At 65.2% G+C, this 23811-nt stretch carries 26 protein-coding genes; 13 read left to right on the top strand and 13 right to left on the bottom strand.

Going from position 1 to position 23811, the window contains the following annotated elements:
- Positions 1-97: 97 nt before the first annotated feature.
- From Q4610_RS12975 to Q4610_RS12965, 3 genes are all read left to right on the top strand, one after another.
- On the top strand, positions 98-520 hold the full coding sequence (locus Q4610_RS12975) for an OsmC family protein (protein ID WP_304536383.1): 423 nt from the start codon (positions 98-100) through the stop codon (positions 518-520).
- The gene (cobT, locus tag Q4610_RS12970; RefSeq protein ID WP_304536382.1) at positions 517-2343 is read left to right on the top strand and encodes a cobaltochelatase subunit CobT; all 1827 of its coding nucleotides are present in this window, start codon (positions 517-519) and stop codon (positions 2341-2343) included. Before Q4610_RS12975 ends, cobT begins: the two co-directional genes overlap by 4 nt.
- 397 nt (positions 2344-2740) lie before the next feature.
- Positions 2741-3211, top strand: a complete 471-nt coding sequence (locus tag Q4610_RS12965; RefSeq protein WP_304536381.1) for a GreA/GreB family elongation factor — start codon at positions 2741-2743, stop codon at positions 3209-3211.
- A gap of 52 nt (positions 3212-3263) precedes the next feature.
- On the opposite strand, the gene Q4610_RS12960 is transcribed toward Q4610_RS12965, so the two are convergent.
- From Q4610_RS12960 to Q4610_RS12950, 3 genes are all read right to left on the bottom strand, one after another.
- On the bottom strand, positions 3264-3755 hold the full coding sequence (locus Q4610_RS12960; RefSeq protein ID WP_304536380.1) for a Dps family protein: 492 nt from the start codon (positions 3753-3755) through the stop codon (positions 3264-3266).
- Between the two features lie 110 nt (positions 3756-3865).
- The gene (locus Q4610_RS12955; protein WP_304536379.1) at positions 3866-4432 is read right to left on the bottom strand and encodes a TMEM165/GDT1 family protein; all 567 of its coding nucleotides are present in this window, start codon (positions 4430-4432) and stop codon (positions 3866-3868) included.
- 13 nt (positions 4433-4445) lie between these two features.
- Positions 4446-4769: a hypothetical protein gene (locus Q4610_RS12950; RefSeq protein ID WP_304536378.1), complete on the bottom strand. Its 324-nt coding sequence runs from the start codon at positions 4767-4769 to the stop codon at positions 4446-4448.
- 200 nt (positions 4770-4969) lie between these two features.
- Between Q4610_RS12950 and rpmG the strand changes: the two genes are divergently transcribed.
- Positions 4970-5137: a 50S ribosomal protein L33 gene (gene rpmG, locus Q4610_RS12945; RefSeq protein ID WP_066599119.1), complete on the top strand. Its 168-nt coding sequence runs from the start codon at positions 4970-4972 to the stop codon at positions 5135-5137.
- Positions 5138-5327: 190 nt separating this feature from the next.
- Here the strand turns inward: rpmG and Q4610_RS12940 are convergent, their stop codons facing one another.
- Positions 5328-7187 carry a PhoX family protein gene (locus Q4610_RS12940; RefSeq protein WP_304536377.1) on the bottom strand — a complete coding sequence of 620 codons (1860 nt, stop codon included), beginning with the start codon at positions 7185-7187 and terminating at the stop codon, positions 5328-5330.
- Positions 7188-7337: 150 nt separating this feature from the next.
- A complete protein-coding gene (locus Q4610_RS12935) occupies positions 7338-7700 on the bottom strand; it encodes a response regulator (RefSeq protein WP_304536376.1) in 363 nt (120 codons plus the stop codon).
- A gap of 68 nt (positions 7701-7768) precedes the next feature.
- Between Q4610_RS12935 and Q4610_RS12930 the strand changes: the two genes are divergently transcribed.
- From Q4610_RS12930 to Q4610_RS12910, 5 genes are read left to right on the top strand one after another with little or no spacing between them, the layout of a single operon-like run.
- Positions 7769-8068 carry a DUF3572 domain-containing protein gene (locus Q4610_RS12930; RefSeq protein ID WP_304536375.1) on the top strand — a complete coding sequence of 100 codons (300 nt, stop codon included), beginning with the start codon at positions 7769-7771 and terminating at the stop codon, positions 8066-8068.
- Positions 8065-8721 carry an HAD family hydrolase gene (locus Q4610_RS12925; protein WP_304536374.1) on the top strand — a complete coding sequence of 219 codons (657 nt, stop codon included), beginning with the start codon at positions 8065-8067 and terminating at the stop codon, positions 8719-8721. The genes Q4610_RS12930 and Q4610_RS12925 overlap by 4 nt, the downstream gene beginning before the upstream one ends.
- A complete protein-coding gene (locus Q4610_RS12920) occupies positions 8718-9182 on the top strand; it encodes a RidA family protein (protein WP_304536373.1) in 465 nt (154 codons plus the stop codon). The genes Q4610_RS12925 and Q4610_RS12920 overlap by 4 nt, the downstream gene beginning before the upstream one ends.
- Positions 9151-9882, top strand: coding sequence for a glycerophosphodiester phosphodiesterase family protein (locus Q4610_RS12915; RefSeq protein ID WP_304536372.1), 732 nt, complete (start codon positions 9151-9153; stop codon positions 9880-9882). The genes Q4610_RS12920 and Q4610_RS12915 overlap by 32 nt, the downstream gene beginning before the upstream one ends.
- Positions 9875-11008, top strand: a complete 1134-nt coding sequence (locus Q4610_RS12910) for a GNAT family N-acetyltransferase (protein WP_304536371.1) — start codon at positions 9875-9877, stop codon at positions 11006-11008. Before Q4610_RS12915 ends, Q4610_RS12910 begins: the two co-directional genes overlap by 8 nt.
- Here the strand turns inward: Q4610_RS12910 and Q4610_RS12905 are convergent, their stop codons facing one another.
- On the bottom strand, positions 11009-11305 hold the full coding sequence (locus tag Q4610_RS12905) for a hypothetical protein (protein WP_304536370.1): 297 nt from the start codon (positions 11303-11305) through the stop codon (positions 11009-11011).
- 220 nt (positions 11306-11525) lie between these two features.
- On the opposite strand from Q4610_RS12905, the gene Q4610_RS12900 reads away from it, so the two are divergent.
- The gene (locus tag Q4610_RS12900; protein WP_304536369.1) at positions 11526-12779 is read left to right on the top strand and encodes a multidrug effflux MFS transporter; all 1254 of its coding nucleotides are present in this window, start codon (positions 11526-11528) and stop codon (positions 12777-12779) included.
- A gap of 58 nt (positions 12780-12837) precedes the next feature.
- Here Q4610_RS12900 and Q4610_RS12895 read toward each other — a convergent pair whose 3' ends face one another.
- On the bottom strand, positions 12838-14400 hold the full coding sequence (locus Q4610_RS12895; protein ID WP_304536368.1) for an amino acid permease: 1563 nt from the start codon (positions 14398-14400) through the stop codon (positions 12838-12840).
- A 164-nt stretch (positions 14401-14564) separates the two neighbouring features.
- Between Q4610_RS12895 and pgeF the strand changes: the two genes are divergently transcribed.
- Positions 14565-15326 carry a peptidoglycan editing factor PgeF gene (pgeF, locus tag Q4610_RS12890; RefSeq protein WP_304536367.1) on the top strand — a complete coding sequence of 254 codons (762 nt, stop codon included), beginning with the start codon at positions 14565-14567 and terminating at the stop codon, positions 15324-15326.
- On the opposite strand, the gene Q4610_RS12885 is transcribed toward pgeF, so the two are convergent.
- The 6 genes from Q4610_RS12885 to Q4610_RS12860 are packed head-to-tail and all read right to left on the bottom strand — an operon-like array spanning position 15323 to position 21426.
- Positions 15323-16201 (bottom strand): RDD family protein, encoded by an 879-nt coding sequence (locus Q4610_RS12885; protein ID WP_304536366.1) that lies wholly within the window; start codon positions 16199-16201, stop codon positions 15323-15325. The genes pgeF and Q4610_RS12885 overlap by 4 nt on opposite strands.
- A complete protein-coding gene (locus Q4610_RS12880; protein ID WP_304536365.1) occupies positions 16185-17228 on the bottom strand; it encodes a stage II sporulation protein M in 1044 nt (347 codons plus the stop codon). The genes Q4610_RS12885 and Q4610_RS12880 overlap by 17 nt, the downstream gene beginning before the upstream one ends.
- A complete protein-coding gene (locus Q4610_RS12875; RefSeq protein ID WP_304536364.1) occupies positions 17225-18529 on the bottom strand; it encodes a DUF58 domain-containing protein in 1305 nt (434 codons plus the stop codon). The genes Q4610_RS12880 and Q4610_RS12875 overlap by 4 nt, the downstream gene beginning before the upstream one ends.
- 10 nt (positions 18530-18539) lie before the next feature.
- A complete protein-coding gene (locus tag Q4610_RS12870; protein ID WP_304536363.1) occupies positions 18540-19496 on the bottom strand; it encodes an AAA family ATPase in 957 nt (318 codons plus the stop codon).
- The gene (locus Q4610_RS12865; RefSeq protein WP_304536362.1) at positions 19493-20734 is read right to left on the bottom strand and encodes a hypothetical protein; all 1242 of its coding nucleotides are present in this window, start codon (positions 20732-20734) and stop codon (positions 19493-19495) included. Before Q4610_RS12865 ends, Q4610_RS12870 begins: the two co-directional genes overlap by 4 nt.
- The gene (locus tag Q4610_RS12860) at positions 20731-21426 is read right to left on the bottom strand and encodes a DUF4129 domain-containing protein (RefSeq protein WP_304536361.1); all 696 of its coding nucleotides are present in this window, start codon (positions 21424-21426) and stop codon (positions 20731-20733) included. The genes Q4610_RS12865 and Q4610_RS12860 overlap by 4 nt, the downstream gene beginning before the upstream one ends.
- A 126-nt stretch (positions 21427-21552) precedes the next feature.
- Here Q4610_RS12860 and Q4610_RS12855 point away from each other — a divergent pair, with 126 nt between their 5' ends.
- Complete coding sequence (locus tag Q4610_RS12855; RefSeq protein ID WP_304536360.1) at positions 21553-22347, top strand: DUF7847 domain-containing protein; 795 nt, start codon at positions 21553-21555, stop codon at positions 22345-22347.
- An 86-nt stretch (positions 22348-22433) separates the two neighbouring features.
- A complete protein-coding gene (locus tag Q4610_RS12850; protein ID WP_304536359.1) occupies positions 22434-23732 on the top strand; it encodes a methyltransferase family protein in 1299 nt (432 codons plus the stop codon).
- Positions 23733-23811 lie beyond the last annotated feature (79 nt).

Here is a 23811-nt window from a genome sequence, read left to right as displayed (position 1 = left end):
GATCAAGGAGTTTGGTAATGGATACATACTGGGACGGACAAACCGAACCCTGCATGCTCACCGGCCAGCCCTTGTCAAACGAGATGGTGATGCAGCGATGATCGTCGTCGAACGGATCGACCCCAAGGACGGCACCGCCCACCGGATCAGCATCCGGGGGCACGAGATTGTCGCGGACATGGCCGCCCCCGACGGCGATGATGCCGGGCCGGACCCGCATGACCTGTATGATGCGGCGCTGGGAGCTTGCAAAGCGATGACGATGCTCTGGTATGCGCAGCGCAACGCGATGCCGCTGGAGGGCATCCATGTCGGCGTAGTTCGCGACGCAAGCCAGGAACGCAAGGGCATCTACAAGCTGACCACGCGGATCGCGCTGACCGGGCCACTAAGCGACGAGCAGCACGACAAGCTCATCGCCGTCGCCGCCAAATGCCCGGTTCACAAGCTGATGGCCGAGGTCGAGACGCAGATCGAGACGATCGCGGTGCCGCGCATCGGCGAACCGGAGCGTCCGTGAGCGAAAAATCCCCCCTCGACGCCTTCAAGGATGTCTTGTCCGGCGCAGCGCGCGCGATGACACGCGATGCGGAGGTGGAAGTCGGTTTCACCGCTGATGCGCCCCATGCTGCGGGCAAGGCGATCAAGGTGCCTGCGCCCGGTCGTGCCCTGCCCGCCGATCAGGTGGCGCTGGCACGGGGCTTTGCGGATGCCAATGCGCTGAAATTGCGGCACCACAGCGCGAAGATCCACGCCGCCTCCGCCCCCGGTGAAGCCGTTGCGCGGGCGGTGTTCGACGCGGTCGAGCAGGCGCGGGTCGAGGCGATCGGGTCACGGCAGATGGAGGGGGTGCGCGCCAACCTCAACCATGCGCTCGACCTGCGGCTCAAGTCCGACGCGATCCGCCGGGCACGATCGGCGGACGAGGTGCCGCTTTCGACCGCGCTGGCGCTCAAGGTCCGCGAGCGGCTGACCGGACAGGCGATCCCCAAAGATGTCGCGGCCGGCGTGGCGATGGTTGACCAGTGGATCGAGGACAAGGCCGGCGCGGACCTGGACGCGCTGACCATGGCGATCGACGATCAGCGGGCTTTCCAGCGACTGACCACCGCGATGCTGGAGCATCTCCAGTTGATCGACGCCGATGTGCCGCCCGATACGGACGAGCCTGAATCGCAGGATGAGGGTGAGGACGAGGAGGACAGCCAGGAAGAGGGCGAGAGCGGCCAGGACGAGGCCGGCGACAGCGACATGAACGCCGAGGCGCGCGCCGAGGACCAGGGCGGCGACACCGAAGAGGGCGACACCGACTATAGCGACGAGTTCGACGCCGACAGCGAGGAAGGCGCGGACGATATGGGCGAAGAAGGCATGATGCCGGTTCGCCCCAACCGGCCGATGTCCGACCTGCCGCCCGGCTTCGACTATAAATCCTATACGCTGAAATTTGACGAGATCGTCAGTCCTGAGGATCTGTGCGACGAAGATGAACTGGTGCGGCTGCGCGGCTTCCTGGACCAGCAGCTTGTGAGCTTGCAGGGTGCGGTGACGAAGCTCGCCAACCGCTTGCAACGGCGCCTGATGGCGCAGCAGTCACGATCCTGGGACTTCGACCAGGAAGAAGGCATGCTGGACGCGGCACGGCTGGCGCGGATCGTGATCGATCCCACACGATCGCTGTCCTACAAGATCGAGCGCGACACCGAGTTTCGCGACACTGTCGTCACGCTGCTGATAGACAATAGCGGGTCGATGCGCGGCCGGCCGATCAGCATCGCCGCGATCAGCGCCGACATCATGGCGCGCACGCTGGAACGGTGCGGGGTCAAGACCGAGATATTGGGCTTTACCACGCGGGCGTGGAAGGGCGGACAGGCGCGCGAGCAGTGGCTGGCCGCCGGGCGACCGCCGATGCCGGGGCGGCTCAACGACCTGCGCCATATCATCTATAAAAAGGCCGACGATCCGTGGCGGCGCGCGCGCAAGAATCTGGGCCTGATGATGCGCGAAGGGCTGCTCAAGGAAAATATCGATGGCGAGGCGCTGCTCTGGGCGCACAGCCGGCTGATCGCGCGGCAGGAAGAGCGGCGCATATTGATGGTGATTTCCGATGGCGCGCCGGTGGACGATTCCACCCTGTCGGTGAACAGCGGCACCTATCTGGAACGGCATCTGCGCCAGGTGATCGACTGGATCGAGAATCGGTCGCCGGTGCAACTGGTCGCGATCGGCATCGGCCATGACGTGACCCGCTATTATCGTCGCGCCGTGACGATCATGGATGCCGAGCAACTGGGCGGGACGATGGTGGAGCAGTTGGCAGGGCTGTTCGACGAGGATTGAACGATGCTTGTTCTCAGGACGAGCGCCATCGCGCTCAGAATCACCTTATCGGGGGTAATCTGAGAGCTGTCAGTGAATGTCGGAGAACTTCTCGGCGCTCGACCATTCAAGCCAGAACGAGCCCCACTTAATCATGATCCGACGTTTGCGCGAAATGCGACGTCGGTCCGTGATGGCCGTAACGATGGTTTGAATGACAAGAGCCAAGAAGCGCGCCAACACCCAAGGGAGATGTTCCACTGAGCGCCGAATCCTTAAGGCATAAAAAAAGCTGCCCAAAGACAGCTCGCGTTGGACAGATACAACTCTGACCACATCCAAACGTGTAGGTTCGTTGCGTCCAGAAAGCAACGGAGAAATTCGAACTAGAGGCATCAGTTATGAACGAAGTCGGTCAATGAGCGTCGCCTTCCGCCGCGAGAGCGACGATGAGCATATGGAGCCGAAGTTCGAACTGCCGATCCCGCCCGGCCCCAATTGGGTGACGGCGCGGGGGCTGCGGCTGACGCGGGAGACAGTGGACGCGCTGGAAGGCGCGGATGCCGCTGGCATGGACGAGGAGGCCGCCAAGAAGCACAAGCGGGTGCTGCGCTACTGGCGCACGCGGCTGGCCACGGCGGAACTGCGACCCGCGGCCGAAGGCGACGCGGTCGCCTTCGGCACGCGCGTCACCTATCGGCTCAACAAGCAGGAAAAGACGGTCGCGATCGTCGGCGATGACGAGGCTGACCCCAATGAGGGGCGGATCAGCTTCTCTTCCCCCCTTGCCCGCGCAATGATGGATGCGGCGGCGGGTGAAATGGTCGATTTCGCTGGCAAGCCGGATACGGTGGAGATTGTGGCGATCGAAAAGCTCAGCGAGGCATGATCTTTCCCCCCGTCCGGTTCGCGCCTCTCGAACCGGACGGGGGGAAAGAGGCTTACGCGCCCCGCGCCGCTTCGAACAGGAACCAGGCGCGCTGTTCGGCCTGGTCGGTCCAGTCGTCGACAATGCCTTCGGTGGCGTTGTCCCCTGCTTCTGTGGCGGCGGCCTTCACCGCCCGGAAGGTTTCGACCAGCGCCAGATTATCGTCGCGCAGTTCCTTGAGCATGTCGGCGGGCGTGACGAAGTCGGCGTCATTGTCCTTGATCGTCTGATGCCGGGCAATGTCGCTGATCGACCGCAACGTGGTGTTGCCGGTCTTGCGCACCCGCTCAGCGATGAGGTCGGTGGTGCCGAGGATCTCGGTCGCCTGCTCGTCGAACATCAGGTGATAGTCGCGGAAATGCGGGCCGGAGACGTGCCAGTGGAAATTCTTGGTTTTCAGATACAGCGCATAACTGTCCGCCAGCGCACCGTTCAGCGCCTCCGCCACGGACTTGGTCGCATTGCTCTTGAGGTCGGTCGGGGTCTTTAGGTCGGGCGCGGTCATGCACTATCCTCCTGTTCGCGGAAATGATTTCGGACATATAATGATCACGCGGGCAGTTGGTGCCATTTTTTCCTGGTGGAAATCCCGATCAGGCTGATGAAACGGGTCGATCAGAGCAGGCCAGTGGCCGACAGGCCCATGACCACGCCACTGACGAGCAACAACGCGCCGCCAGTCCAGCGGATCGCCCGGAGCGGCAGGACCGCGAGCAGCCGGTCGCGCGCCAGCACCACCGGCACCAGCGCCACGATCACGCCGATCGCGCCGCCAATCCCCGCCAGCACGGGATCGCCGGTGCGGGTGGCGATGCCCAGGATCAGGAATTGCGGGCCGTCCCCGAACCCCAGGATGAACAGGCCGAGCGCGGTAGTGAGGAAGGCGCCGGTGCGCCAGCCATCGAGCGTGTCGGGTGGAGCCACGCGCCAGAACAAGCCGACGCCCAGAAACAGGATGGCGAGGGCAAGGAACAGCAGCCGCGCGTCCGCCCCCAGCATCGGCCCGATCCACGCGCCACCGATTGCAGAGATCGCCGCATTGGCGACCGCAGCCATGATGATGCCGGCGATGACCGCGCCGTTGCGATCATGGCGGGTGGCGAGTGCCAGGACGAGCCACTGGCTCTTGTCACCGATTTCGCCGAGCAGGCAGCCGAGCAGGGCAAGCAGCAGGGCGTCCATCGGCGCGCGAAGATCAGGCGCGCAGGACGGTGACGGAAGCGGTCGCGCGCGACGGGATCGGCACGATGTCGGCGATCGGCATGTCGGCAGCGATCGCGTCGCGCATCAGGTCGAGATAGGAGAGCACCACCGGCCCCAGGCCATGGAGCGACAGCGCCGATTCGAGCGTGGCGGCGAAGCCTTCGACCGCGTCGAGGTGGAAGGCACGGGCGATATGGCGAATCTGGTCGACTTCATCATGGAGCCGGGGAACCGACACATGCCCCCGCTGGCTTGCCAGTCCGTCGACGCGGCGCATCAGGTCGGCCAGAATGGCCAGCATCGGATCATGTCGCATGGGAAAGACTCCCTCTTTTCACCTATTTCCATCATAGGCTCATGCTGGTTAAAGGCGCGTAAAGGCTGGATCGATCACGCGCCGCGCCTTGACATAGGCACGAATCTGCCGCATGGGCCGCCACTGAAACGGGGCGGTCCGCCACTCAGCATGGCGAGCCGCTTTTCTTTTTATGCACTTTACGACCAGGGAATAGGGCCATGGCCAAGCCGGCAACCGTCAAGATTCGTCTCGTCAGCACGGCTGACACTGGCTTCTTCTATGTCACGAAGAAGAATCCGCGCACCAAGACCGAAAAGTTCAGCTTCCGCAAATATGACCCGGTCGTGCGCAAGCATGTCGAGTTCAAGGAAGCCAAGATCAAGTAAGCTGCGGCGGGTTCAGGCCCGCGCCTGATCGGTTTTCCATCAAGCAAAAGGCCCGTCCCCACAAGGGAACGGGCCTTTTGCTGTCGGCCGGTTTCCGCCGCCCCTGTCCAGCGCGCACAGGAAAGGGCGATCCTGGCCGGACCGCCCCACCCGTCCCGCCCCTGATGGGGCAGGACTTGTCGCATGCTGCCTAGTTGCCTACCGGCTTGGCGTCGGTACGGCGCACAACGATGGTCGAGGAACGCGGCTGTTGCCCCGCGATCGGCCAGTCGCCGGTCGGATGCTGGATATTGATGAAGAAGTTGGTCAGGTCAGGGGTGTAGGCAAGGCCGGTGATCTCGCAACCCTTCGGCCCGACCAGGAAGCGCATCGACTTCTTGGTCGTCTGATCGATGTAGAACATCGCATTCTGGCCGAAAATCTGTTCGATCGTGCGCGCCGAATCGCCCGACGATCCGGGGACCGAATGGTCGGTCTGGACCCACAGCCGTCCCTTGGGATCGATGCGGATGCCATCAGGGCTGGAGAAGGTGTCGCCGTTGATATTGCCTTCCAGATCGTCGGTGGCGGCACCGAAATTGGCCAGTGTCGGGTCGCCCGCCAGCAGGAAGATTTCCCAGTTGAACGTCATGGCAAGCGGCGAATTGCCCGCTTCCTTGAACTTGATGATGTGGCCGTGGCGGTTGGTCGTGCGCGGGTTGGCGGCGTCCGTCACCTTGCGACCGCTGTTGTTGGTCAGCGTCACGAACACGGCGCTGTTGTCGGGCGCGACCGTGATCCATTCCGGCCGGTCCATCACGGTGCCGCCCGCGACGCGCGCCGCCGAGATGCACTTGACCATGACTTCGGCCTGGTTGGCGAAGTCGACGATCGCGGGGGTCTGCGGCCCCTGGCTGACATTGCCGGGATCGGTCGCGCCGACGGTCAGGCCATTCTGGCCATGGACCAGCGCGCGCCATTCGCCGGTGCCGTCCGCGTTGAAGCGGGCGACATAGAGCGTGCCATTGTCCAGCATGTCGCGGTTGGCGGCGCGGTTCGTGCTGCTATAGGCGCGGTCGCAGACGAATTTGTAGATGCAGCCCGGCGTGCCGTCATGGCCCATGTAGAAAGCGACGCGGCTGTCGCTGTTCGCCATATAGGCGGTGTTTTCATGGTCGAAACGGCCAAGCGCGGTGCGCTTGGTCGGCAGGTCCAGTTCCTGATAGGGGTCGATTTCGACCACCCAGCCATAATTTTCCTCCGGCTGGGTCGGGTCGAGATAATTGTCGGTCGACTCCTCGCAGGTCAGATAGGTGCCCCAGGGCGTGCGACCCGATGCGCAGTTGTTCAGCATCCCCTTGATCGTGGGGGACAGCAGGCCGGAAGCCGGGCCGCTCGCCTTGTAGCTGCTGTTGCCGGTATAGCGCTTGTTGAAGCGCGAGCCGGACTTGACCGACCATTTCCCGTCGGACGCCTTGGCGACTTCGACCACGCCGATGCCGACGGCGGACAGGGCCAGCGCCTTCTGGTCGGCAGTGGCGGTAGCGGCATTGTAGCTGCCTGCCATGAGGATATTGAAATCGGGATATTCGAAGTTGAGCGCGAGCAGGCCGCCACTGTTGGCGTCGGTGCCGGACAGTTCGAAATATTCCATGCCGTCATGGTTGCCGCCAGCCCATTTTTCGGCGTCGGCCGGGGTCGGGAAGCTGCCTGAATAGGGCGTACCGCTTTCGATCGAATCGCCCGCCTTGAGCAGCACATCGACGGTATAGCCGGTCGGCACGGTCACGGTGTCGTTCATGTTGGCGGCGACCGGCGCGAAATTGATGCCATAGCTGGGGGGTGGCGTCGGCGTCGGCGCAGGGGTCGGCGTGGCCGCATCGCCATCATCGTCACAGGCAGCGAGCGTGCCGAGCATCGGCAGAATCGACAGGCCGAGCAGGCCGTTCTTCAGAATCGTGCGGCGCCCCGGATTGGCGGCGACGATCGCTTCCAGGCTGTTGTCGCCCATGGCGATGCTGGGCTGCGCGGCGCGGGTGTCCGCACGCGCATCGTCGGTCAGATGAGACATGAATTTCTACCCCTGATGTTCCAAAGGCTGTCGGCGGAACGCCGCGCCTTGGCGCAGGGGGTTGGCAGAGCGGCATGACGCCACCGCTTCCGAACGGCGGCGGCGCGATGAAAGCGGCATGACAGCAGGATGACGAAATTTGCTGCCCCGTTACAGCAGCGCGTTCACCTGTTCGATAAAGCGCAGCACGGAAATGGGTTTGGACACATAGGCTTGCGCCCCTGCCGCACGAATCCGTTCCTCGTCGCCATGGCCGGCATAGGCGGTCACGGCCATGATCGGCACCATCGACAGCGACGCATCAGCCTTTAACGAGACGATGAGGTCAAGGCCGCTGACATGGGGTAGGTGAATGTCGGTGATGACCAGGTCCGGCAGGAAGTCGCGTGCCTGCGCCAGCACGTCCCGTCCGTCGCGACAGGCCAGCACCGCATGCCCGTGCGCGCGCAGCAGGTCGCAAAAAAGTTTGAGATTGAGTTCGTTGTCCTCGACAACGAGCACGCGCTTTGCCACCAGTCACCTGCGGTCCGAAATGCCTGTTGGAGCGCGCCCGTTAAGCCGCCCCGCCCCGAAAGGCCACCATGCGACCCATAGCCGAAGATGGCAAGTCAGATAGCGGCCCGGACAGCGGCGACGCGGCGGTCACGCTGGCGCTGATGGCGCTGGGCTGGACATTGCGTGACGGGGGGCGCGCCGACCGGCTGCTGGCGCTGACCGGGCTGGATGGCGACGCCCTGCGCGAAGGGATCGGCAATCCCGCCATATTGGCCGCGGTGCTGGCCTTTTTGGCCGACCATGAGCCGGACCTGATCGCCTGCGCCGACGCGATCAACACCAGCCCCGCCGCCCTGATCGCGGCGCAGGAGAGATTGAGCCGATGACCCGCCCGCTGATCATCACCGATTGCGACGAGGTGCTGCTGCACATGGTGGTGCCGTTCGGTCAATGGCTGGACGAAGCGCATCATGTCCATTTCGACCTGCGCGAGCGCGGCTTTGCCGAGGCCCTGCGGCACAAGGACAGCGGCGCGCCGCTGGAGCGCGACCATGTGTGGGCATTGCTGCTGGGCTTCTTCGAAACGGAAATGCACCGGCAGGCGCCGATCGCGGGCGCGGTGGAGGCGTTGCATCGCCTGTCGCGTGTCGCCGACATCGAAGTGCTGACCAACATCACCGAACGGCACCAGCAGGCGCGGGCGCAGCAGCTCGCCGCCCATGGCCTGCATGTCCCGGTCCACTGGAACCAGGGCGGCAAGGGCCGGCCGCTGGCCGACATCGTGGCGGCACGCGCGCCCAGCGCCGCCCTGTTCATCGACGATCTGGCCGAACATCATCATTCGGTCGCCACCCATGCCCCCGGCGTCTGGCGGCTGCATATGGTGGGCGAACCGAAAATCGCCGCCGATATTCCCCCCGCCCCCCATGCCCATGCCAGGATCGACAATTGGGCGGCGGCGGAGCAATGGATCATCCAGAAGCTGGCCCAGGGGCCGGCCCCAGACGATATGCCTGCAACCCATGGAGTTACCGCATGAACATCGAAGCCCGCATTGCCGAACTCGGCATCATCCTGCCCCCGGCCGCCGCGCCGGTCGCCGCCTATGTACCGACCGTGGAGGCCAACGGCCTGCTCTATATCAGCGGGCAGATCGCGCTGACCCCGGAGGGCATGATGACCGGGCGGATGGGCGAGGATCGCGATCTGGACTATGGCATCGCCGCCGCGCGCGCATGCGGCCTTAACCTCATCGCCCAGATGAAGGCGGCGCTGGGCAATCTGGACCGGGTCGAACGGATCGTGAAGCTGGGCGCGTTCATTTCCAGCGCGCCCACGTTCACCGACCAGCCCAAGGTCGCCAATGGCGCGTCGGAACTGATGGTCGAGATTTTCGGTGACGCCGGTAAGCATGCCCGCAGCGCCGTGGGCGTGCCGGTGTTGCCGCTGGGCGCGGTCGTGGAAGTCGATGCGGTGGTGCTTGTCCGGCCCGAAGCCTGATATTCTGACCGCCTGCCCCTTCGCCCATCGGGGCTTGCATGGGGCAGGCGTCAGCGAGAATGGCATGGCGGCTTTCGATGCCGCCATCGCCGCAGGATATGGCATCGAGTGCGATGTCAGGCTGAGCCGGGACGGCGTCGCCTTCGTCTTTCATGACGCAACATTGAACCGCATGGCCGGTCGTGACGGGCTGGTCGCGATGCTGGACGCGGCCGCGCTGGATCAGCTTCGCCTGCCCGATGGCGGGCCTGTCCCAAGACTGTCGGCGCTGCTGGCACGCTGTGCCGGGCGGACGCCGCTGCTGGTGGAGATCAAGGCCGATGACCGGCATGTCGACGCCATTTGCAAAGCCGTCGCCCGCGATCTGGATGGCTGGCCCGGTGCGCCGGTTGCGGTGATGTCCTTCAATCCACACGCGATGCGCTGGTTTGTGAAACAGCGAGTGGAACAGCTACGCGGACTTGTCGTGACGCAGCAGGGCAAGGGGCGAATGGGCGCGGCGATTACACGCGCCCTTGCGCTTTGGCTGGCGAAACCCGATTTTGTCGCCTGTGATGTACGCGACCTGCCTTCCCCCCTGTCCCGCCGCGCCCGCAGGCAAGGGTGGCCCGTGCTGACATGGACCGTGCGCAGCGATGCCGACCGGGCACGGGCGGCGGCCCATGCCGACCAGATCATTTTCGAGGCTGGGCATGACTGAGGTGGTGGCGCGCATTGCATCGGGGGTAGCGGATTTTGATCGCGACGATTGGAATGCCTGCGCAGGAAATGATAACCCATTCATAAGTTGGGATTTTTTGGTTGCGTTGGAGCAATCCGGCAGCGTCGGGGGCACGAGCGGCTGGCAGCCCTTGCCGATCGTGATCGATGGCCCGGACGGGCGCATCGCCGCCGCCGCGCCGGCCTATGGCAAGAGCCACAGCCAGGGCGAATATGTGTTCGACCATGGATGGGCCGATGCCTGGGAACGGGCGGGCGGGCGTTATTACCCCAAGATTCAGGTCGCCGCCCCCTTTTCCCCGGTGCCCGGTCCCCGGCTGTTGTTGCGTGATCCAGCCCAGGCGCCGGCACTGATCGCCGGGCTGGAGATGCTGGTGGAGCGCAACAGCCTGTCGTCGGCCCATGCGACCTTCATCGCGCCGGACCAGGTAGCGCTGTTCGAGGCGGCCGGCTGGCTGATCCGTGAGGACAGCCAGTTTCACTGGACCAATCGCGGCTATACGCGCTTCGAGGATTTCCTGACCGACCTGTCGAGCGAGAAGCGCAAGAATATCCGCAAGGAAAGACGGCGCGCGGTCGAGGGGCTGGAGATCGTCCATCTGACCGGCGGCGACCTGACAGAGGCGCATTGGGATATTTTCTGGGATTTCTATCAGGATACCGGCGCGCGCAAATGGGGGCAGCCCTATCTGACCCGCGCCTTCTTCTCGATCCTGGGTGAAACGATGGGGTCGCGGGTGCTGCTGATGCTGGCGCTGCGTGGCGGACGCCCGATTGCGGGCGCGCTCAACCTGATCGGCGCGGATACGCTTTATGGCCGCTATTGGGGCTGCAACGAGGACGTGCCCAACCTGCATTTCGAGCTATGCTATTATCAGGCGATCGACATCGCCATCGCGCGCGGGCTGCGCAAGGTGGAGGCCGGGGCGCAGGGCGGGCACAAGTTGACGCGGGGCTATGCGCCCGAACCGACATGGTCGGCGCATTTCATCCCGGATGCCGGATTTCGGCGCGCGGTCGCAGGCTTCCTGACCGCCGAGCGGGCGGGCGTGCAGCGCGACCGGCTCTGGCTGGCGGAACGGACCCCGTTCAAGAAGAAGGACTGATCAGGCCGCGCGCATCTGGGTGGCGGCGATGATGGCGCGTGCCTGCCGCTGCGCTTCGGCGATTTCGCGCGCGGTCATTTCCTCGGCGATTTCAGCGCGCATCGACTGGGCCAGTTCGCTGCCGCGCGATGCGGCGAGGTTGAACCATTTATGCGCTTCGATGAAATCGACCGGCAGGTCGCCTGCCCCGCAGCTATAGGCGACGCCCAGATCGAAACAGTCTTGCGCCGATCCATATGCCGCCCGCGACAGGCGGGCTTCCATCAGAAATTGCGCGCTCTTGATGCTGTTGCCCATATATCTTCCCCTGTTCTATCCTAGCTCAATGGATTGCGACCCCTTTTTCCACGAGGAACAGGTTGGACCGGGAAGCGATAAAAAATGGTTAACGCCTCATTTGCCATACAGGATTGACTGGAGGCGGGTGCATGTCCGGGCAATGCTCATCCCATTCCATCGTGCGATCCGTAGCAGATTGGGACTGGCATAAGCGGCGCATTGCACCCATAGCCGCCCCATGACTGCTCCGCCCCCCTCCCGCGACATTCATTTCCGCGAGTTCGTGTTGCTATGCGCCTGCCTGATGGCGATGAACGCATTGTCGATCGACCCGATGTTGCCGGCCCTGCCCCAAATTGGCCGCGACCTGGCGATTGCGCATCCCAATGACCGACAGCTCATCATCAGCGTCTATTTCCTGGGCCTGGGCTTTGGATCATTGCTGTTTGGCGTGCTGTCCGATCGGTTCGGCCGCAAACATGTGCTGGGCAGCGCCATGGCCCTGTTCATCCTGTCCTCTATCGCCTGCGCCAGCGCGCAGAATTTTGCGATCATGCTGGCCGGCAGGGGCTGTGCCGGTTTCTTCGCCGGGGCGAGCCGCGTGATCACCGTGAGCATCATACGCGATCGGTTCAGGGGCGACGCAATGGCGCGGGTGATGTCACTGATCTTCGCCGTGTTCATGCTGATCCCGGTGATGGCGCCCAGTTTCGGCCAGGCGATATTGTGGATTGCGCACTGGCGCTGGATCTTCTGGGCGCTGGTAATACTGGCCAGCCTGATCCTGGGCTGGATGCTGCTGCGCATGCCCGAAACGCTGCGTCCCGAAAATCGCGTGCGAATCACGGTGCGTGCACTGCTGGGCACGGTGGGGACCGTTCTGCGCACGCGCAGTTCGATCGGCTATATGCTGGCGAGCGGGGTGGTGATGGGGGGGCTGATCGGCTTCATCCTGTCGGTGCAGCAGATTTTCTTCGATGTGTTTCAGGCACAGAACATCTTTCCGTTCGCCTTCGCCGCCATTGCCGGCTGCATGGGGATCGGCAGCCTGATCAACAGCCGGCTGGTGTCGCGCTTTGGCGCGCGGCGGATGAGCCAGGGCGCCCTGATCGCCTTCATCCTGATCGCGGCGGTGCATCTGGCCATCATTCTGGCCGGGGCGGAAACGCTGGCCAGTTTCATGGTGCTACAGGCGATGACGATGATGACGGTGTCCTTCACCGCGTCCAATTTCAGTTCCATTTCGATGGAGCCGTTTCACCGGGGGGCAGGGGCGGCCTCTTCCTTCCAGGCGTTCCTGACGACCGCGCTGTCGGCGACGCTGGGCAGCATGGTTGGGCTGGCGTTCGACGGCACCCCCCTGCCCTTCATCCTGGGCCTGCTGATATTCGGGACATTATCCTTCCTGATCGTGATCTGGGCGGAGCGCGGCAAGCTGTTTACCCGGCCGCAACGTGGCGCGCTGCGCGAAGCGGAGATCGATTTCCATTAAGCTGGGGCAGCGCTGAAAAAGAAAGGGGGCGGAAAAACCGCCCCCTCCTTCCTGTCGATCAGGCGTCCTGACCGCCCGGCGTATGCGCGCCGGGCATGGGCGGCACCGGCTGGGGCGGGATGCCCGCGCCATCTTCCGCCACGTCCACCACGCCGCGGCCGACATGGCTGCGGCTGCGGCTGTAGCCGAAATAGACCAGCAGGCCGACGGCCGCCCAACCCACGAACATCAGCTTGGTTTCGACGCCCAGGCTCCAGAAGAGATAGAGGCAGCCCAAGATGGCGATCGGCGCGGTCACGATGATCGCAGGGGTGCGGAACGGACGCTTGCGGTCGGGATCGGTCTTGCGCAGTTGCAACACGGCGATCGACACCGCCGCGAAGGCGAAGAGCGTGCCGGAATTGGAGATATCCGCAAGAATGCCGACCGGGAAGAAAGCGGCGAACAGGGCCACGAAGATGCCGGTCAGGATGGTGATGACATAGGGCGTCTTGTAGGTCGGATGCACTTTGGAGAACATCGCCGGCAGCAGGCCGTCGCGGCTCATGACGAAGAAGATGCGGGTCTGGCCGAACATCATCATCAGGATGACGGAGGGCAGAGCGAGGCCAGCGGCCAGGCCGAGCAGGTTGCCGATCTGGGGCCAGCCGATTTCGCGCAGCGTCCAGGCGAGCGCTTCCTTCGAGCAGGTGACGGCTTCGGTGCCGGCGGCGGCCAGCGCGGCGCATTGCTGCGACAGGGCGGCCGAGCCGGGGGCCAGCACTTCACCGGCCGGGCCGGCGACCGGCTGCGCACCGACGGTGCCGATCACGCCGGCCGCGACCAGCATGTAGAAGATGGTGCAGATGCCGAGCGAGCCAATGAGGCCGATCGGCATGTTGCGCTGGGGGTTCTTGGTTTCTTCTGCGGCGGTGGAAACGGCGTCGAAGCCGACATAGGCGAAGAAGATCGAGGCGGCCGCCGCGGAAATGCCCGAAAAGCCCAATGGCGCGAAGGGGGTGAACTTGTCCATGTTGATGACCGGCAAGGCCAGGACGATGAACAGGGTCAGCGCCGCAACCTTGATAAGGACCAGCACCGCGTTGACGGCGGCGCTTTCCTTGGTGCCGATGACCAGCAGCCAGGTGACGAGCGCGGCGATCAGCATCGCGGGCAGGTTGACCATGCCGCCATCGAACGGCCCGCGCGTCAAAAGATCAGGTATGTCGAGGTGGAATGTATGTTCGATCAGGCCCACGACATAGCCCGACCAGCCCACCGACACCGCACCGGCGGCGACCGCATATTCCAGGATCAGCGCCCAGCCGACCATCCAGGCGATGAGTTCGCCCATCACGGCGTAGCTGTAGGTGTAGGCCGAACCCGACACCGGCACCATCGCAGCCATTTCCGCGTAACAGAGCGCCGCAACGGCGCAGACGAAACCGGCGATGACGAAGGAGAGCATCATGCCGGGGCCGGCTTTCTGCGCGGCCTCCGCCGTGAGCACGAAGATGCCGGTGCCGATGACGGCGCCGATGCCCAGCATGGTCAACTGGAATGCGCCCAGCGACCGATGCAGCGATTTCTTCTCGGCCGTCGCCAATATGGCGTCGAGAGGCTTAACGCGCCCGAAAATCATGGATGATGCCCTTTACACTCAATTTGTTCTGCTCGGACGGCATAAGACCGTCCCCGTCGAGCTATGGAGCGGAGACTATCGCCTAATCTGCTGCGCGCAAGTATGTTGCGTGGATAGGACATGCTCGTCCAAAGGGGAAAGGAGGACAGGAAGGAGCCGGATCGATGATCGAATTGCTGCGCGCACCAGGACTGGAGGGCGTGCCCCATGGCTTTGCCGGGCGGCGCGGCGGGGTATCGACCGGGGTTCATGCGGGGCTGAATGTCGGCTTGGGATCGGTGGATGAACGCGCGGCGGTGCTGCGCAATCGCGACCTGGCGCGGGATGCACTGTTGCCCGGCGCGACTTTGGTGACGGTGCATCAGGTCCATTCGCCCGATGTGGTCAAGGTGACGGGGCCGATCGCGGACGATGCGCGCCCGCCGGCCGACGCCATGGTCACGGACCGGCCAGGACTGGTGCTGGGCATATTGACCGCCGATTGCGTGCCGGTGCTGTTCGCCGACGCGGCTGCCGGCGTGGTTGGCGCGGCCCATGCCGGGTGGAAGGGCGCGATTGGCGGCGTCACCGACCGGACGATCGCGGCGATGGTCGCGCTGGGCGCAGCGCCGGAGCGGATCGCCTGCGCGGTCGGGCCATGCATCAGCCGCGCCTCCTATGAAGTGACCGACGATTTCGCCCTGCGCTTCGAGGGCGAGGACGCCGCCAATGAGCGGTTCTTCACGCCGGGGAGGCCGGGCCATTGCCAGTTCGACATCGCCGCCTATGTCGCGGCGCGGCTGGCGGGCGTGGGGATCGGGCGGATCGCGATGCTGGACGAGGATACGTACAGCCAGCCCGATCGCTTCTACAGCTATCGCCGGTCCTGCCACCGGGGCGAGTCCGACTATGGGCGACAGATTTCGATGATCGCGCTGGCGGATTAACGCCGCGCCGCGCTGGCATGCTTGTCCTCCCGGCGACGGCCGACCAGCATGGCGCGTTCCAGCCGGACGCACAGCGCGGCATAATAATCGGAGAGGAAGCCATAATCGTCGCCATCGTCCGGCAGGCCAGCCTTGCGCCGGATCGTCGCGGCAACGGTGACGATCGCCTCATCCTGTCCGCTGCGCAGGACATTTTCGAGGGTTTGCAGTTCGTAGATGCCGTAGAGGTCGAGCGCGGCGTCGGTAAAGGTCCGGCGAGGCTGCTCGGCACGCGCGGCGACCAGGTCTGCGCCCAGTTTCGCCCGGCCCATGTTCACGACCCAGGTGCCCGCCAGCAGATCCCCCACCCGCAGCCGGTCGCGATTGAAGAGCGGGAAGAAGAGGAAGATGCCGGTCCAGCACAGGGCGAAAAGAGCAAGGAAGCCATCGGCCGCGCCATCCGCCGCCTGCATCCCCAGAAAGGAGAGCGGCAGGAAGATTTCGATTTCCCGCAACGCATTGCGGGCAATCACGGCACCGCCGGTCAGCCGACCACCATCGCGCGCGACGACCCGCAGGCCCAGCAGCCGCTTGCCCGGCGTCGCGCCCCGCCCGCCCATTTCGAACAGGATGAACCAGCCGTTGCGCAACATGAAGGCGCCGACCAGCCAGAGAATCATGAAAATCTCGCCATTGGCCCTGGCGATGCCAAGCAGGCCGATGGCGATGGTCGTCAGGATCAGGCTGATGAAGAGGATGAGGATGTCGAGGATGAAGGCCGAGGCGCGGGTGCCGGCGCTGGCCAGTTCCAGCCGCAGGTCGACGCCTTCGGGCGTGACGAAGCTGCGCCGCAGCGAAACAGGCGCCTTGCGCGCATGCTTACGCCGCCAGCGCATCGTCACCCTCCGGCCCGATGCCCTGTCGCCGGGGCAGATAATAATAAGCCAGCCAGCCGACCAGCGCGGCAAGCCCGATGCCATAGCGCATGGCGTCCGACTGGACCGTCTGCCGCCCGATCCCTTCGAGCAGGCCGGCGACCAGCAGCATGAGGACCACGCCCGCCATGGCGACGGCCGCGCCGCGCCCGGCGATGACGGCCGCTTCGGTGCGGGCGTCGCGGCCGGGGAAGGCGACGGCGGTGCCGATCTTCATGCCCGCCGCCCCCGCCAGGATGATCGCAAACATCTCGGTCGAGCCATGGATGGTGAGCCAGCCGAGGAAATTGAGGCCCAATCCTTTCTGCGCGAACAGGCAAAGCATCGCGCCCAGGGTCAGGCCGTTGTAGAGGAGCAGCAAGACCGTCGGCACGGTGAAGGCGAAGCCAAGTGCAAAGGCGAAGATCGCGACCTGGCTGTTATGCGTGAAGAGATAGGCGGCGAAGGTGGCAAGGCCACCGCCCTCCTGCACCCCGTAGATCGTCGCGCGCAGCGTTTCGGCGCTCGCCGACGGATCGCGCCCGCCCGCCATCGCGTCGGGGATGATGCTGTAATACCAGCCTGGATCGGTGGAGACGAGCCACCAGCCCGCGATCACCCCGGCGATCGTGAGCAGCAGGCAGGCCAGCGTTTCCCGCCACAGGGCCTGGACGCTGCGTGGCCAGTCGCGCGCCAGGAAGCGGCCGATCTGGCGCCATGCCGTGTCGGGGACGCCGTAAAGCTGGAAATAGGCGCGGGTGCAAAGCTGTTCCAGATAGGTGGCTAGCGCCCGGTCGAGCGAGGTTTCGCGCGCCACCGACAGCGAGGAAAGCGCCGAGCGATAGAGCAGCGGCAGCGCGAGAATATCGTCTTCGGACAAGGCCCGGACCGAACGTTTCTCGATCCGGGTGAGAAGCTGGTCGAGCCGCTCCCAGTCGGCTTCATGCGCGGCGCGGAAGCGGCTGGCATTGACCAGCGGCGCGGCGGCGGTTTCGACGAACGCGCTCATAGCAGGTTCCGCCGCTTGAGATCGACATAGGACTGGACCAGCCGGTCTCCGACGCGATCATGTTCGGCCTCGACCACATGGGCGCCCAGGTGGCGCAGACGGGTGAGGACCATAAGCCGGTCCTTGAGCAGGGCGGCGGCGGTGACGGCGCGGGTCACGTCGTCGGCGGTGCGCGGGCGACGATCCATGATCGATTCCAGTTCCTCGTCGCGCAGGACCACCACCAGCAACAGATGCGTTTCCACCAGCCGGGCGGCGGCGCGGACGAGAAATTCGGCCGAGGTCAGGTCGGTGAATTCGGTGAAGAGGATGATCATCGACCGGCGCGTCAGCCGCGTGGCGAGCGTGGTGAGGGCATGGGTATAATTGCTTTCCTCGCCGCTATAGTCGATCCGCGCGGCGAGCCGTTGCAGTTCGCCAAAGGCCGCCGCGCCCGACACCAGCCCGCTGGCGATGCGCGGGCGCGAATCGAAGGCGTGGAGCGCGACCCGGTCGCCGAGTTTCAATGCCACCCAGGCGGTCAGCAGCATCGCCGACACCACCCGGTCGAGCCGGCTGAGGCCCGCGACCGGCTCGCTCATCTGGCGGCCGGCATCGACCGCGAACACGATCTGGTTGTTGCGTTCGGAACGAAATTCCTTGGCGTGCAGCTTGGCATGACGGGCCGATTGCTTCCAGTCGATCGCGCGCCGGTCCATGCCGGATCGAAACTCGACCAGCGCGTCGAAGTCCGCGCCGTCGCCGCGATCGACCTGGGCCATCAGGCCCTGGAGCGCGTGGCGCTGAAAGATTTGCGCACCGCGATCATGGACCGGGCGAATATCGGGCAGGATCGCCATGGTCGCGTCGAGCGGAACGATACGCTGTTTCCAGACCAGGCCAAGCGGCCCCTTCCAGCGCAGCCAGCCCCGCACAACGCGCGCGGTGCCGCGCCGGATGGCGCGCAGGGGAATGGCGGCACTGCCCTGGCCGCCTGGCAGGTCGATCCAAGGCGCATCGTCATCCTGCACCAGCAACGGCCCGGTATCGAGCATCAGTTGCGCGCGCGGGGTGCCGGGAATGGCGATCCGCGCCTGCCCTTCCACCTGTGCGCCGACGCTGGCGGTCTTTGGCAAGGAGCATTGCAACGTCGCCCGACCCGGACCGGCTCCACGCAGGGCATCGGCCAGGCACGCCAGCAGCACCGCGACCGGCCAGGCCAGCGCAGCATACCAGCGGCCCGGCAGCAGCAGCGCGACGAGCAGGGTCACGGGCGCGCCGGCCGCCGCCGAAAAGATCGCGGTGCGGGTGGGGTAGATCATGCCGGGGCGCTCAGCGCGGCGCCTCGATCATGTCGATGATGCCGGTGACGACATCCTCGACCCGGCGGCCGTCGATTTCGGCAACGGGCGAGAGGATCAGGCGGTGACGCAGCAGCGCGGGCGCGAGCGCCTTCACATCGTCGGGGATGACGAAATCGCGGCCATCGAGCGCGGCCCGCGCCCGCGCCGCGCCGGCCAGCATCGCGCCGGCGCGCGGGGACGCCCCGCTTTCCAGGTCCGCCACGTCGCGGGTGCCGCGAATGAGGGCGAGGATATAATCGACCACCTCATCGACCAGCCGCACGCCGTTCACAACATCGATCGCCTGCGCGATCCGGTCGGCGTCGGTGACGGGCACGACGCCCCATGCCTCCGGCGTCATCGCATGGGTGCGCGCGCCATGGGTGGCGACGATCTTCCGTTCCTCAGAAGCGCTCGGATAGTCGACGCTCTGCTTGAAGAGGAAGCGGTCGAGTTGCGCTTCGGGCAGCGGATAGACGCCCTGCTGCTCGATCGGATTTTGCGTGGCGACGACCATGAAACGGTCGCTGAGCGCCAGGCTTTCGCCATCGATCGTGACAGTGCGTTCCTGCATCGCCTCCAGCAGCGCTGCCTGCGTCTTGGGCGGGGTGCGGTTGATTTCGTCGGCCAGCAACAATTGCGTGAAGATCGGCCCGCGCGTCAGCGTGAACTGGCTGGTCTGGAAATTGAACAGGTTCGCGCCGATGATGTCGCCGGGCATCAGGTCGGGGGTGAACTGGATGCGACCGAAATCCAGGCCCAATGCACGGGCGAAACTGTGCGCGATCAGTGTCTTGGCGGTGCCGGGCGGCCCTTCCAGCAGGATATGCCCGCCGGCGAAGAGCGCGACGAGCATGAGGTCGACGGTCGTTTCCTGTCCGACGACCGCGCGCGCCACCTGTTGCCGGATGGCCTGGCCCAGCGCCTGCACCTCTTCCACTGTCATCTGCCCTTGTCCCTTTGCCAATCATGGAGCGCCTGCGCTGCTTCGAGCAGGCTGTGCCGGTCACGCGCCGCTTGCGCCGCCTGCACGAGGTCGGTGAAGCGGTGCGCGCCCTTCAAACTGTCGAGATACTGATCCAGCGCCCCGTCCCGCAACCGCGCGGGCGCGCCGAAGATGCGCGCCGCGCGATCACGGATGGCGGCGGCATAGCGGCCGCCCAGTCGCGCTTCACGCCCGGCCTTGCGGATCAGCAGCGCGCTGTTGTCGACCAGCGCCGCCTTGCCGAAGGTCACGGCACGCGCCCGTATGCGCGGCGGGCCGAAACGGCCGAAGGCATGGAGGCCCGCCAGCAGCAGCGCCGCGACGATCGCCAGCGTCATCGCCAGGAAAGGCGGTTCGAACAGCAATTTCAACGGGCTGCGCGAATGGCCGAAGCCATTCATCGACACGTCGAAGGCGATGCCTTCCGCCCCGGTACTGTTCATCCAGTCGAGCAGCGCCAGCGCGGCGCGTGCCTGGCCCAGATCCTTCATGCCGCGATTATTCAGCAGATCGGGATCGGCCAGCACATAAAGCGGCCCTTCACCCACCTGCGCCAGCACCATGCCGCCCCTGCCATCGGTCAGCAGCGGGGTCAGCTTTCGCCATTGATCCTGCTGCTGCCTGTTGGCGGGGTCGATGCCGGTAATGACCTGGATCGGGCGCGGCGCCCAGAAGCGGCCCGGCACGCCATGGGCGGTCAACCAACCCCCGCCGCTGCGATAGTGGCGCATGGTGAAACGCACGCCCGGCGCGAGCACGCCGATCGGTTCATCCAGCGACACCAGCCCCTGATAGCGCGCCCAGCCGGGATGATCGTCATCGGGCGCCATCTGCCATTTGGGCAGGACGAACAGGGTCGGCCGGGTGGCGCGCTGGATCAGTGCCTGGCTGATGTCGGTCGCACCGCTTTCGGGCGTGACGATCAGCAGATCCTCGGTATCGAAGCCGTGGCTGCTGCGCAGGATATGCGGGTGGCGGCCGGTCGCATCGGCCAGTTGCACCAGCCCGGCATAGCCGGTCACGGCATTGGACAGGGCGTGCGCGCCGCCATTGCGGCCCGATCGCAAATCCGGCGCATAGGCGCCCAGAACCAGCATTCCGATGAAACCGGCAATGCCGATCGCGAGCATCAGCGCCACTGTGCGGCCCCGGAAGAGCGCGCCATCCCCTGGCTGCACACCGATCGCGATGTCGCTCATGCCGACCAGCTCCGCGTCTGGGCGAAATCGGCATAGGCCAGGCGACAGCGGCTCCATTCGTCGGCATCGATCGGTCGGCCGCCGAACAGGCTGCGCTCGACCGCCGACGCGATTTCCGCAAACAGGCGGCGCGGCGCGGACGGAATGCCGTCGGCACGGGCGAGGTCGCGGCTGGTGAGCGCGGGGCGCACGACCTGCGGACGGCGGCGCGACAGATCCTCGACACTGCGCAGGAGAAGATGATGCACCGCCTGCGCATAGAGGCCCTGCCCGGCCAGCGCGTCCGCCTCCTCCAGCCAGGCGCGCGCCGGGGCGGCGGCCGGTGTCCAGTCCTCTTCAACCGGCTCGATCGCGACAGCGGACCGGCCGCGACGCCAGCGCGGCAACCGCCAGACGCCATGGCGCACCCGGTCGACCACGATCCAAAGGATCAGCAGCGCCAATGCGGCAATCATGGTCCACAAAAAGATGCGGGCATAGGGCGCATCAGGCATGAAACTGCCGATCCAGCGCAGGAAGCGGCCGACCGGCGCAAGCACCTGTTCCAGCCATTCGCCCAGCGCCCTGAGCCAGGCGGGGGGAGGCTGGCGGCCTGGCGCGGGCACCATGTCGAACTGTATGTCGCCGCCCGCCCGCAACGCGCGATGCGCCGCAGCAAGCTGATCGTCCGACAATTGCCCTGGTCCGGCCATTGATGCCCACCCCCGTCCCGACCGACCCTAGCGGCTGGGCGCGGCGGCGCAAGCCATTCAAAGGATGACAAAGTCCCGCAAGTGCGACAGCATGGCATCCAGATTGATGACAGGGGGTATGGAATCATGGCGACGCACGCGGTTTCAGGCGAGGAACGGTCCTTTTCGATCGGCACGGTATTGAGCCGTGCCTTCGGTACTTTGGGCGACAATCCGGTCGCGACCTTCGGCATCGCCTTCCTGCTCGGCGCGGTGCCGCAGGCGCTCTACAGCTATTTCATCGGGTCCACGCTGGCGATGGCCGACCGTTCCAGCACGATCGCGACGATTGCGGTGTCGATCGGCTCCTTCGTCATCTTCCTGCTGCTGTCGATGCTGGTGCAGGGCGCGCTGGTCCGCGCCACCATAGCCCATATCGACGGACAGCGCGCCAGCTTTGCCGACTGCATCGGCGCCGGCCTGACCGCCGCAGTGCCGCTGATCGGCCTGACCATCCTGCTGATCCTGGGCATCATGGCCGGCTTCATGCTGCTGGTCGTGCCGGGCATCATCCTGTTCCTGATGTGGTCGGTCGCCGCACCCGCGCTGGTGGCGGAAGGCAGTGGCGTATTCGCCGCCTTCTCGCGCAGCCGCTACCTGACCAAGGGCGCGCGCTGGAAGATTTTCGGGTTGCAGATATTGCTGCTGGTGCTGATGTGGCTGCTGACGGCGGTACTGGGCATCATCATGGTCGCGGGCGACATGATGCCGGCGGTACAGGGCGGGACGATCGCGCTGTCGCCCACCTATCTGGCGGTGTCGGCGGTCATCAACACACTGATCATCGCGCTCTGGAGCACGACGCAAGCGAGCCTGTACGGGGCGCTGCGCCAGTGGAAAGATGGACCACAGGCCCAGGATCTGGCGCATATCTTCGGCTGATTGCGTCCTGTTCACGGCGCTGTTTGCATGGGCCAAGGAACGGGCCGTTCACCGCTTGCTTACCATTCCAGGCTATGGCGGCCCCTATGATCAACGCTGATCCCTGTCCGAAATCCGCCGGCAGCCATGGTGTCGGCATTGCCGGTCTGGCGGGCCTGGGCCTCTGGACGCTGGTGGCGCGCCATTATGGGATGAACGGTCCCAATGCCGGCCTCGCCGCCGTGGTCGCCTGCGGGCTTCCCATGGTGCTGTGGTCGCTGGTCGTGGACAAGGTGCATCGCAACGCATCGACCGGGATCGACTGGCGCGGGCCGGCGCGGGGCGTGCGGGACGTACTGGACATCAGCATCGTCAAGATCGCCGGGCTGTGGGCGACATGGCTGGGGATTGCGATCTTCTATTGTCTGGCGCGCTGGTACTGGAGCGGTAACTACCGTTTTTCGATGGACCTGTTCATGGCAGCCGCGCCCTGGCTGCTGGTGGCGTCGGTTCCCTATATTCTCTGGATCGACCGGCGGCTGGTGAACCCCAAGGACGCCAGCTATCATTTCGGCCAATGGGTGATCGGCGGCGTGGCGGGACAGGCGGACATGGGCCAGGTCGCGCATCATGCCCGCGCCTGGGCGGTGAAGGGCTTCTTCCTCGCCTTCATGCTGTCGATCGTGCCGGGCAATTTCGCCAGCGTGGTCGAATGGCGAATCGAGGATGCCTTCGCCCATCCGGTAGCGCTGGCCGGTTTCCTGATCGCGATCATGTTCATGATCGACGTCTGTCTGGCGACGGTCGGCTATATCCTGACGTTCAAGCCGCTGGATTCGCATATTCGCACCGCCAACCCCTATCTTGGCGGCTGGCTGGCGGCGTTGATGTGCTATCCGCCGTTCGTGCTGATGGGCGGGGGCGGGCCGCTTGATTATCATAACGGCGGCGCGGAGTGGGACTATTGGACGCAGGGGTCGAGCGCGCTGCAATGGATATTGGGCGGCTGGCTGGTGCTGCTGACCGGCATCTATGCCTGGGCGACGGTGGCATTCGGGCTGCGCTTTTCGAACCTCACCCATCGCGGCATATTGACCCATGGCCCCTATCGCTGGACGCGGCACCCGGCCTATCTGTCGAAGAATCTGTTCTGGTGGTTTTCGGCGCTACCCTTTCTGACGATCAGCGGGTCGTTGACGGACATGGTGCGCAATTGCGCGATGCTGGCACTGACCAACGCCGTCTATTACTGGCGCGCCCGGACGGAGGAACAGCATCTGTCGGCCGACCCCGACTATCGCGCCTATAGCGCGTGGATGGAACGCAACGCGCCGGTGCCGCGCTTCTTCGCCTGGCTGACGGGGAAGAAGCGCGCAATGGCGGTGATGGCGCAACCGGCGGAATAATCGCTGGAACGCAATGGCTTTTGATTACCTCGTCATTGCTGCGCAACGCTCGCAGTGACGAGGTAATCAACACAAGACC

It is taken from the genome of Sphingobium cyanobacteriorum, assembly GCF_030580935.1.
GTDB classification, from domain to species: domain Bacteria; phylum Pseudomonadota; class Alphaproteobacteria; order Sphingomonadales; family Sphingomonadaceae; genus Sphingobium; species Sphingobium cyanobacteriorum.
Note: the sequence above shows the minus strand (reverse complement) of the source record. Positions and strands in the feature narration are given on the sequence as shown.

Excerpts from the sequence above, each read along its gene's own strand:
- Q4610_RS12975 (WP_304536383.1), top strand. The coding sequence starts at position 98 with ATGATCGTCGTCGAACGGATCGACCCCAAGGACGGCACCGCCCACCGG.
- Q4610_RS12965 (WP_304536381.1), top strand. The coding sequence starts at position 2,741 with ATGAGCGTCGCCTTCCGCCGCGAGAGCGACGATGAGCATATGGAGCCG.
- Q4610_RS12960 (WP_304536380.1), bottom strand. The coding sequence starts at position 3,755 with ATGACCGCGCCCGACCTAAAGACCCCGACCGACCTCAAGAGCAATGCG.
- Q4610_RS12955 (WP_304536379.1), bottom strand. The coding sequence starts at position 4,432 with ATGGACGCCCTGCTGCTTGCCCTGCTCGGCTGCCTGCTCGGCGAAATC.
- Q4610_RS12950 (WP_304536378.1), bottom strand. The coding sequence starts at position 4,769 with ATGCGACATGATCCGATGCTGGCCATTCTGGCCGACCTGATGCGCCGC.
- rpmG (WP_066599119.1), top strand. The coding sequence starts at position 4,970 with ATGGCCAAGCCGGCAACCGTCAAGATTCGTCTCGTCAGCACGGCTGAC.
- Q4610_RS12940 (WP_304536377.1), bottom strand. The coding sequence starts at position 7,187 with ATGTCTCATCTGACCGACGATGCGCGTGCGGACACCCGCGCCGCGCAG.
- Q4610_RS12930 (WP_304536375.1), top strand. The coding sequence starts at position 7,769 with ATGCGACCCATAGCCGAAGATGGCAAGTCAGATAGCGGCCCGGACAGC.
- Q4610_RS12925 (WP_304536374.1), top strand. The coding sequence starts at position 8,065 with ATGACCCGCCCGCTGATCATCACCGATTGCGACGAGGTGCTGCTGCAC.
- Q4610_RS12920 (WP_304536373.1), top strand. The coding sequence starts at position 8,718 with ATGAACATCGAAGCCCGCATTGCCGAACTCGGCATCATCCTGCCCCCG.
- Q4610_RS12915 (WP_304536372.1), top strand. The coding sequence starts at position 9,151 with ATGCGGTGGTGCTTGTCCGGCCCGAAGCCTGATATTCTGACCGCCTGC.
- Q4610_RS12910 (WP_304536371.1), top strand. The coding sequence starts at position 9,875 with ATGACTGAGGTGGTGGCGCGCATTGCATCGGGGGTAGCGGATTTTGAT.
- Q4610_RS12905 (WP_304536370.1), bottom strand. The coding sequence starts at position 11,305 with ATGGGCAACAGCATCAAGAGCGCGCAATTTCTGATGGAAGCCCGCCTG.
- Q4610_RS12900 (WP_304536369.1), top strand. The coding sequence starts at position 11,526 with ATGACTGCTCCGCCCCCCTCCCGCGACATTCATTTCCGCGAGTTCGTG.
- Q4610_RS12895 (WP_304536368.1), bottom strand. The coding sequence starts at position 14,400 with ATGATTTTCGGGCGCGTTAAGCCTCTCGACGCCATATTGGCGACGGCC.
- pgeF (WP_304536367.1), top strand. The coding sequence starts at position 14,565 with ATGATCGAATTGCTGCGCGCACCAGGACTGGAGGGCGTGCCCCATGGC.
- Q4610_RS12885 (WP_304536366.1), bottom strand. The coding sequence starts at position 16,201 with ATGCGCTGGCGGCGTAAGCATGCGCGCAAGGCGCCTGTTTCGCTGCGG.
- Q4610_RS12880 (WP_304536365.1), bottom strand. The coding sequence starts at position 17,228 with ATGAGCGCGTTCGTCGAAACCGCCGCCGCGCCGCTGGTCAATGCCAGC.
- Q4610_RS12875 (WP_304536364.1), bottom strand. The coding sequence starts at position 18,529 with ATGATCTACCCCACCCGCACCGCGATCTTTTCGGCGGCGGCCGGCGCG.
- Q4610_RS12870 (WP_304536363.1), bottom strand. The coding sequence starts at position 19,496 with ATGACAGTGGAAGAGGTGCAGGCGCTGGGCCAGGCCATCCGGCAACAG.
- Q4610_RS12865 (WP_304536362.1), bottom strand. The coding sequence starts at position 20,734 with ATGAGCGACATCGCGATCGGTGTGCAGCCAGGGGATGGCGCGCTCTTC.
- Q4610_RS12860 (WP_304536361.1), bottom strand. The coding sequence starts at position 21,426 with ATGGCCGGACCAGGGCAATTGTCGGACGATCAGCTTGCTGCGGCGCAT.
- Q4610_RS12855 (WP_304536360.1), top strand. The coding sequence starts at position 21,553 with ATGGCGACGCACGCGGTTTCAGGCGAGGAACGGTCCTTTTCGATCGGC.
- Q4610_RS12850 (WP_304536359.1), top strand. The coding sequence starts at position 22,434 with ATGATCAACGCTGATCCCTGTCCGAAATCCGCCGGCAGCCATGGTGTC.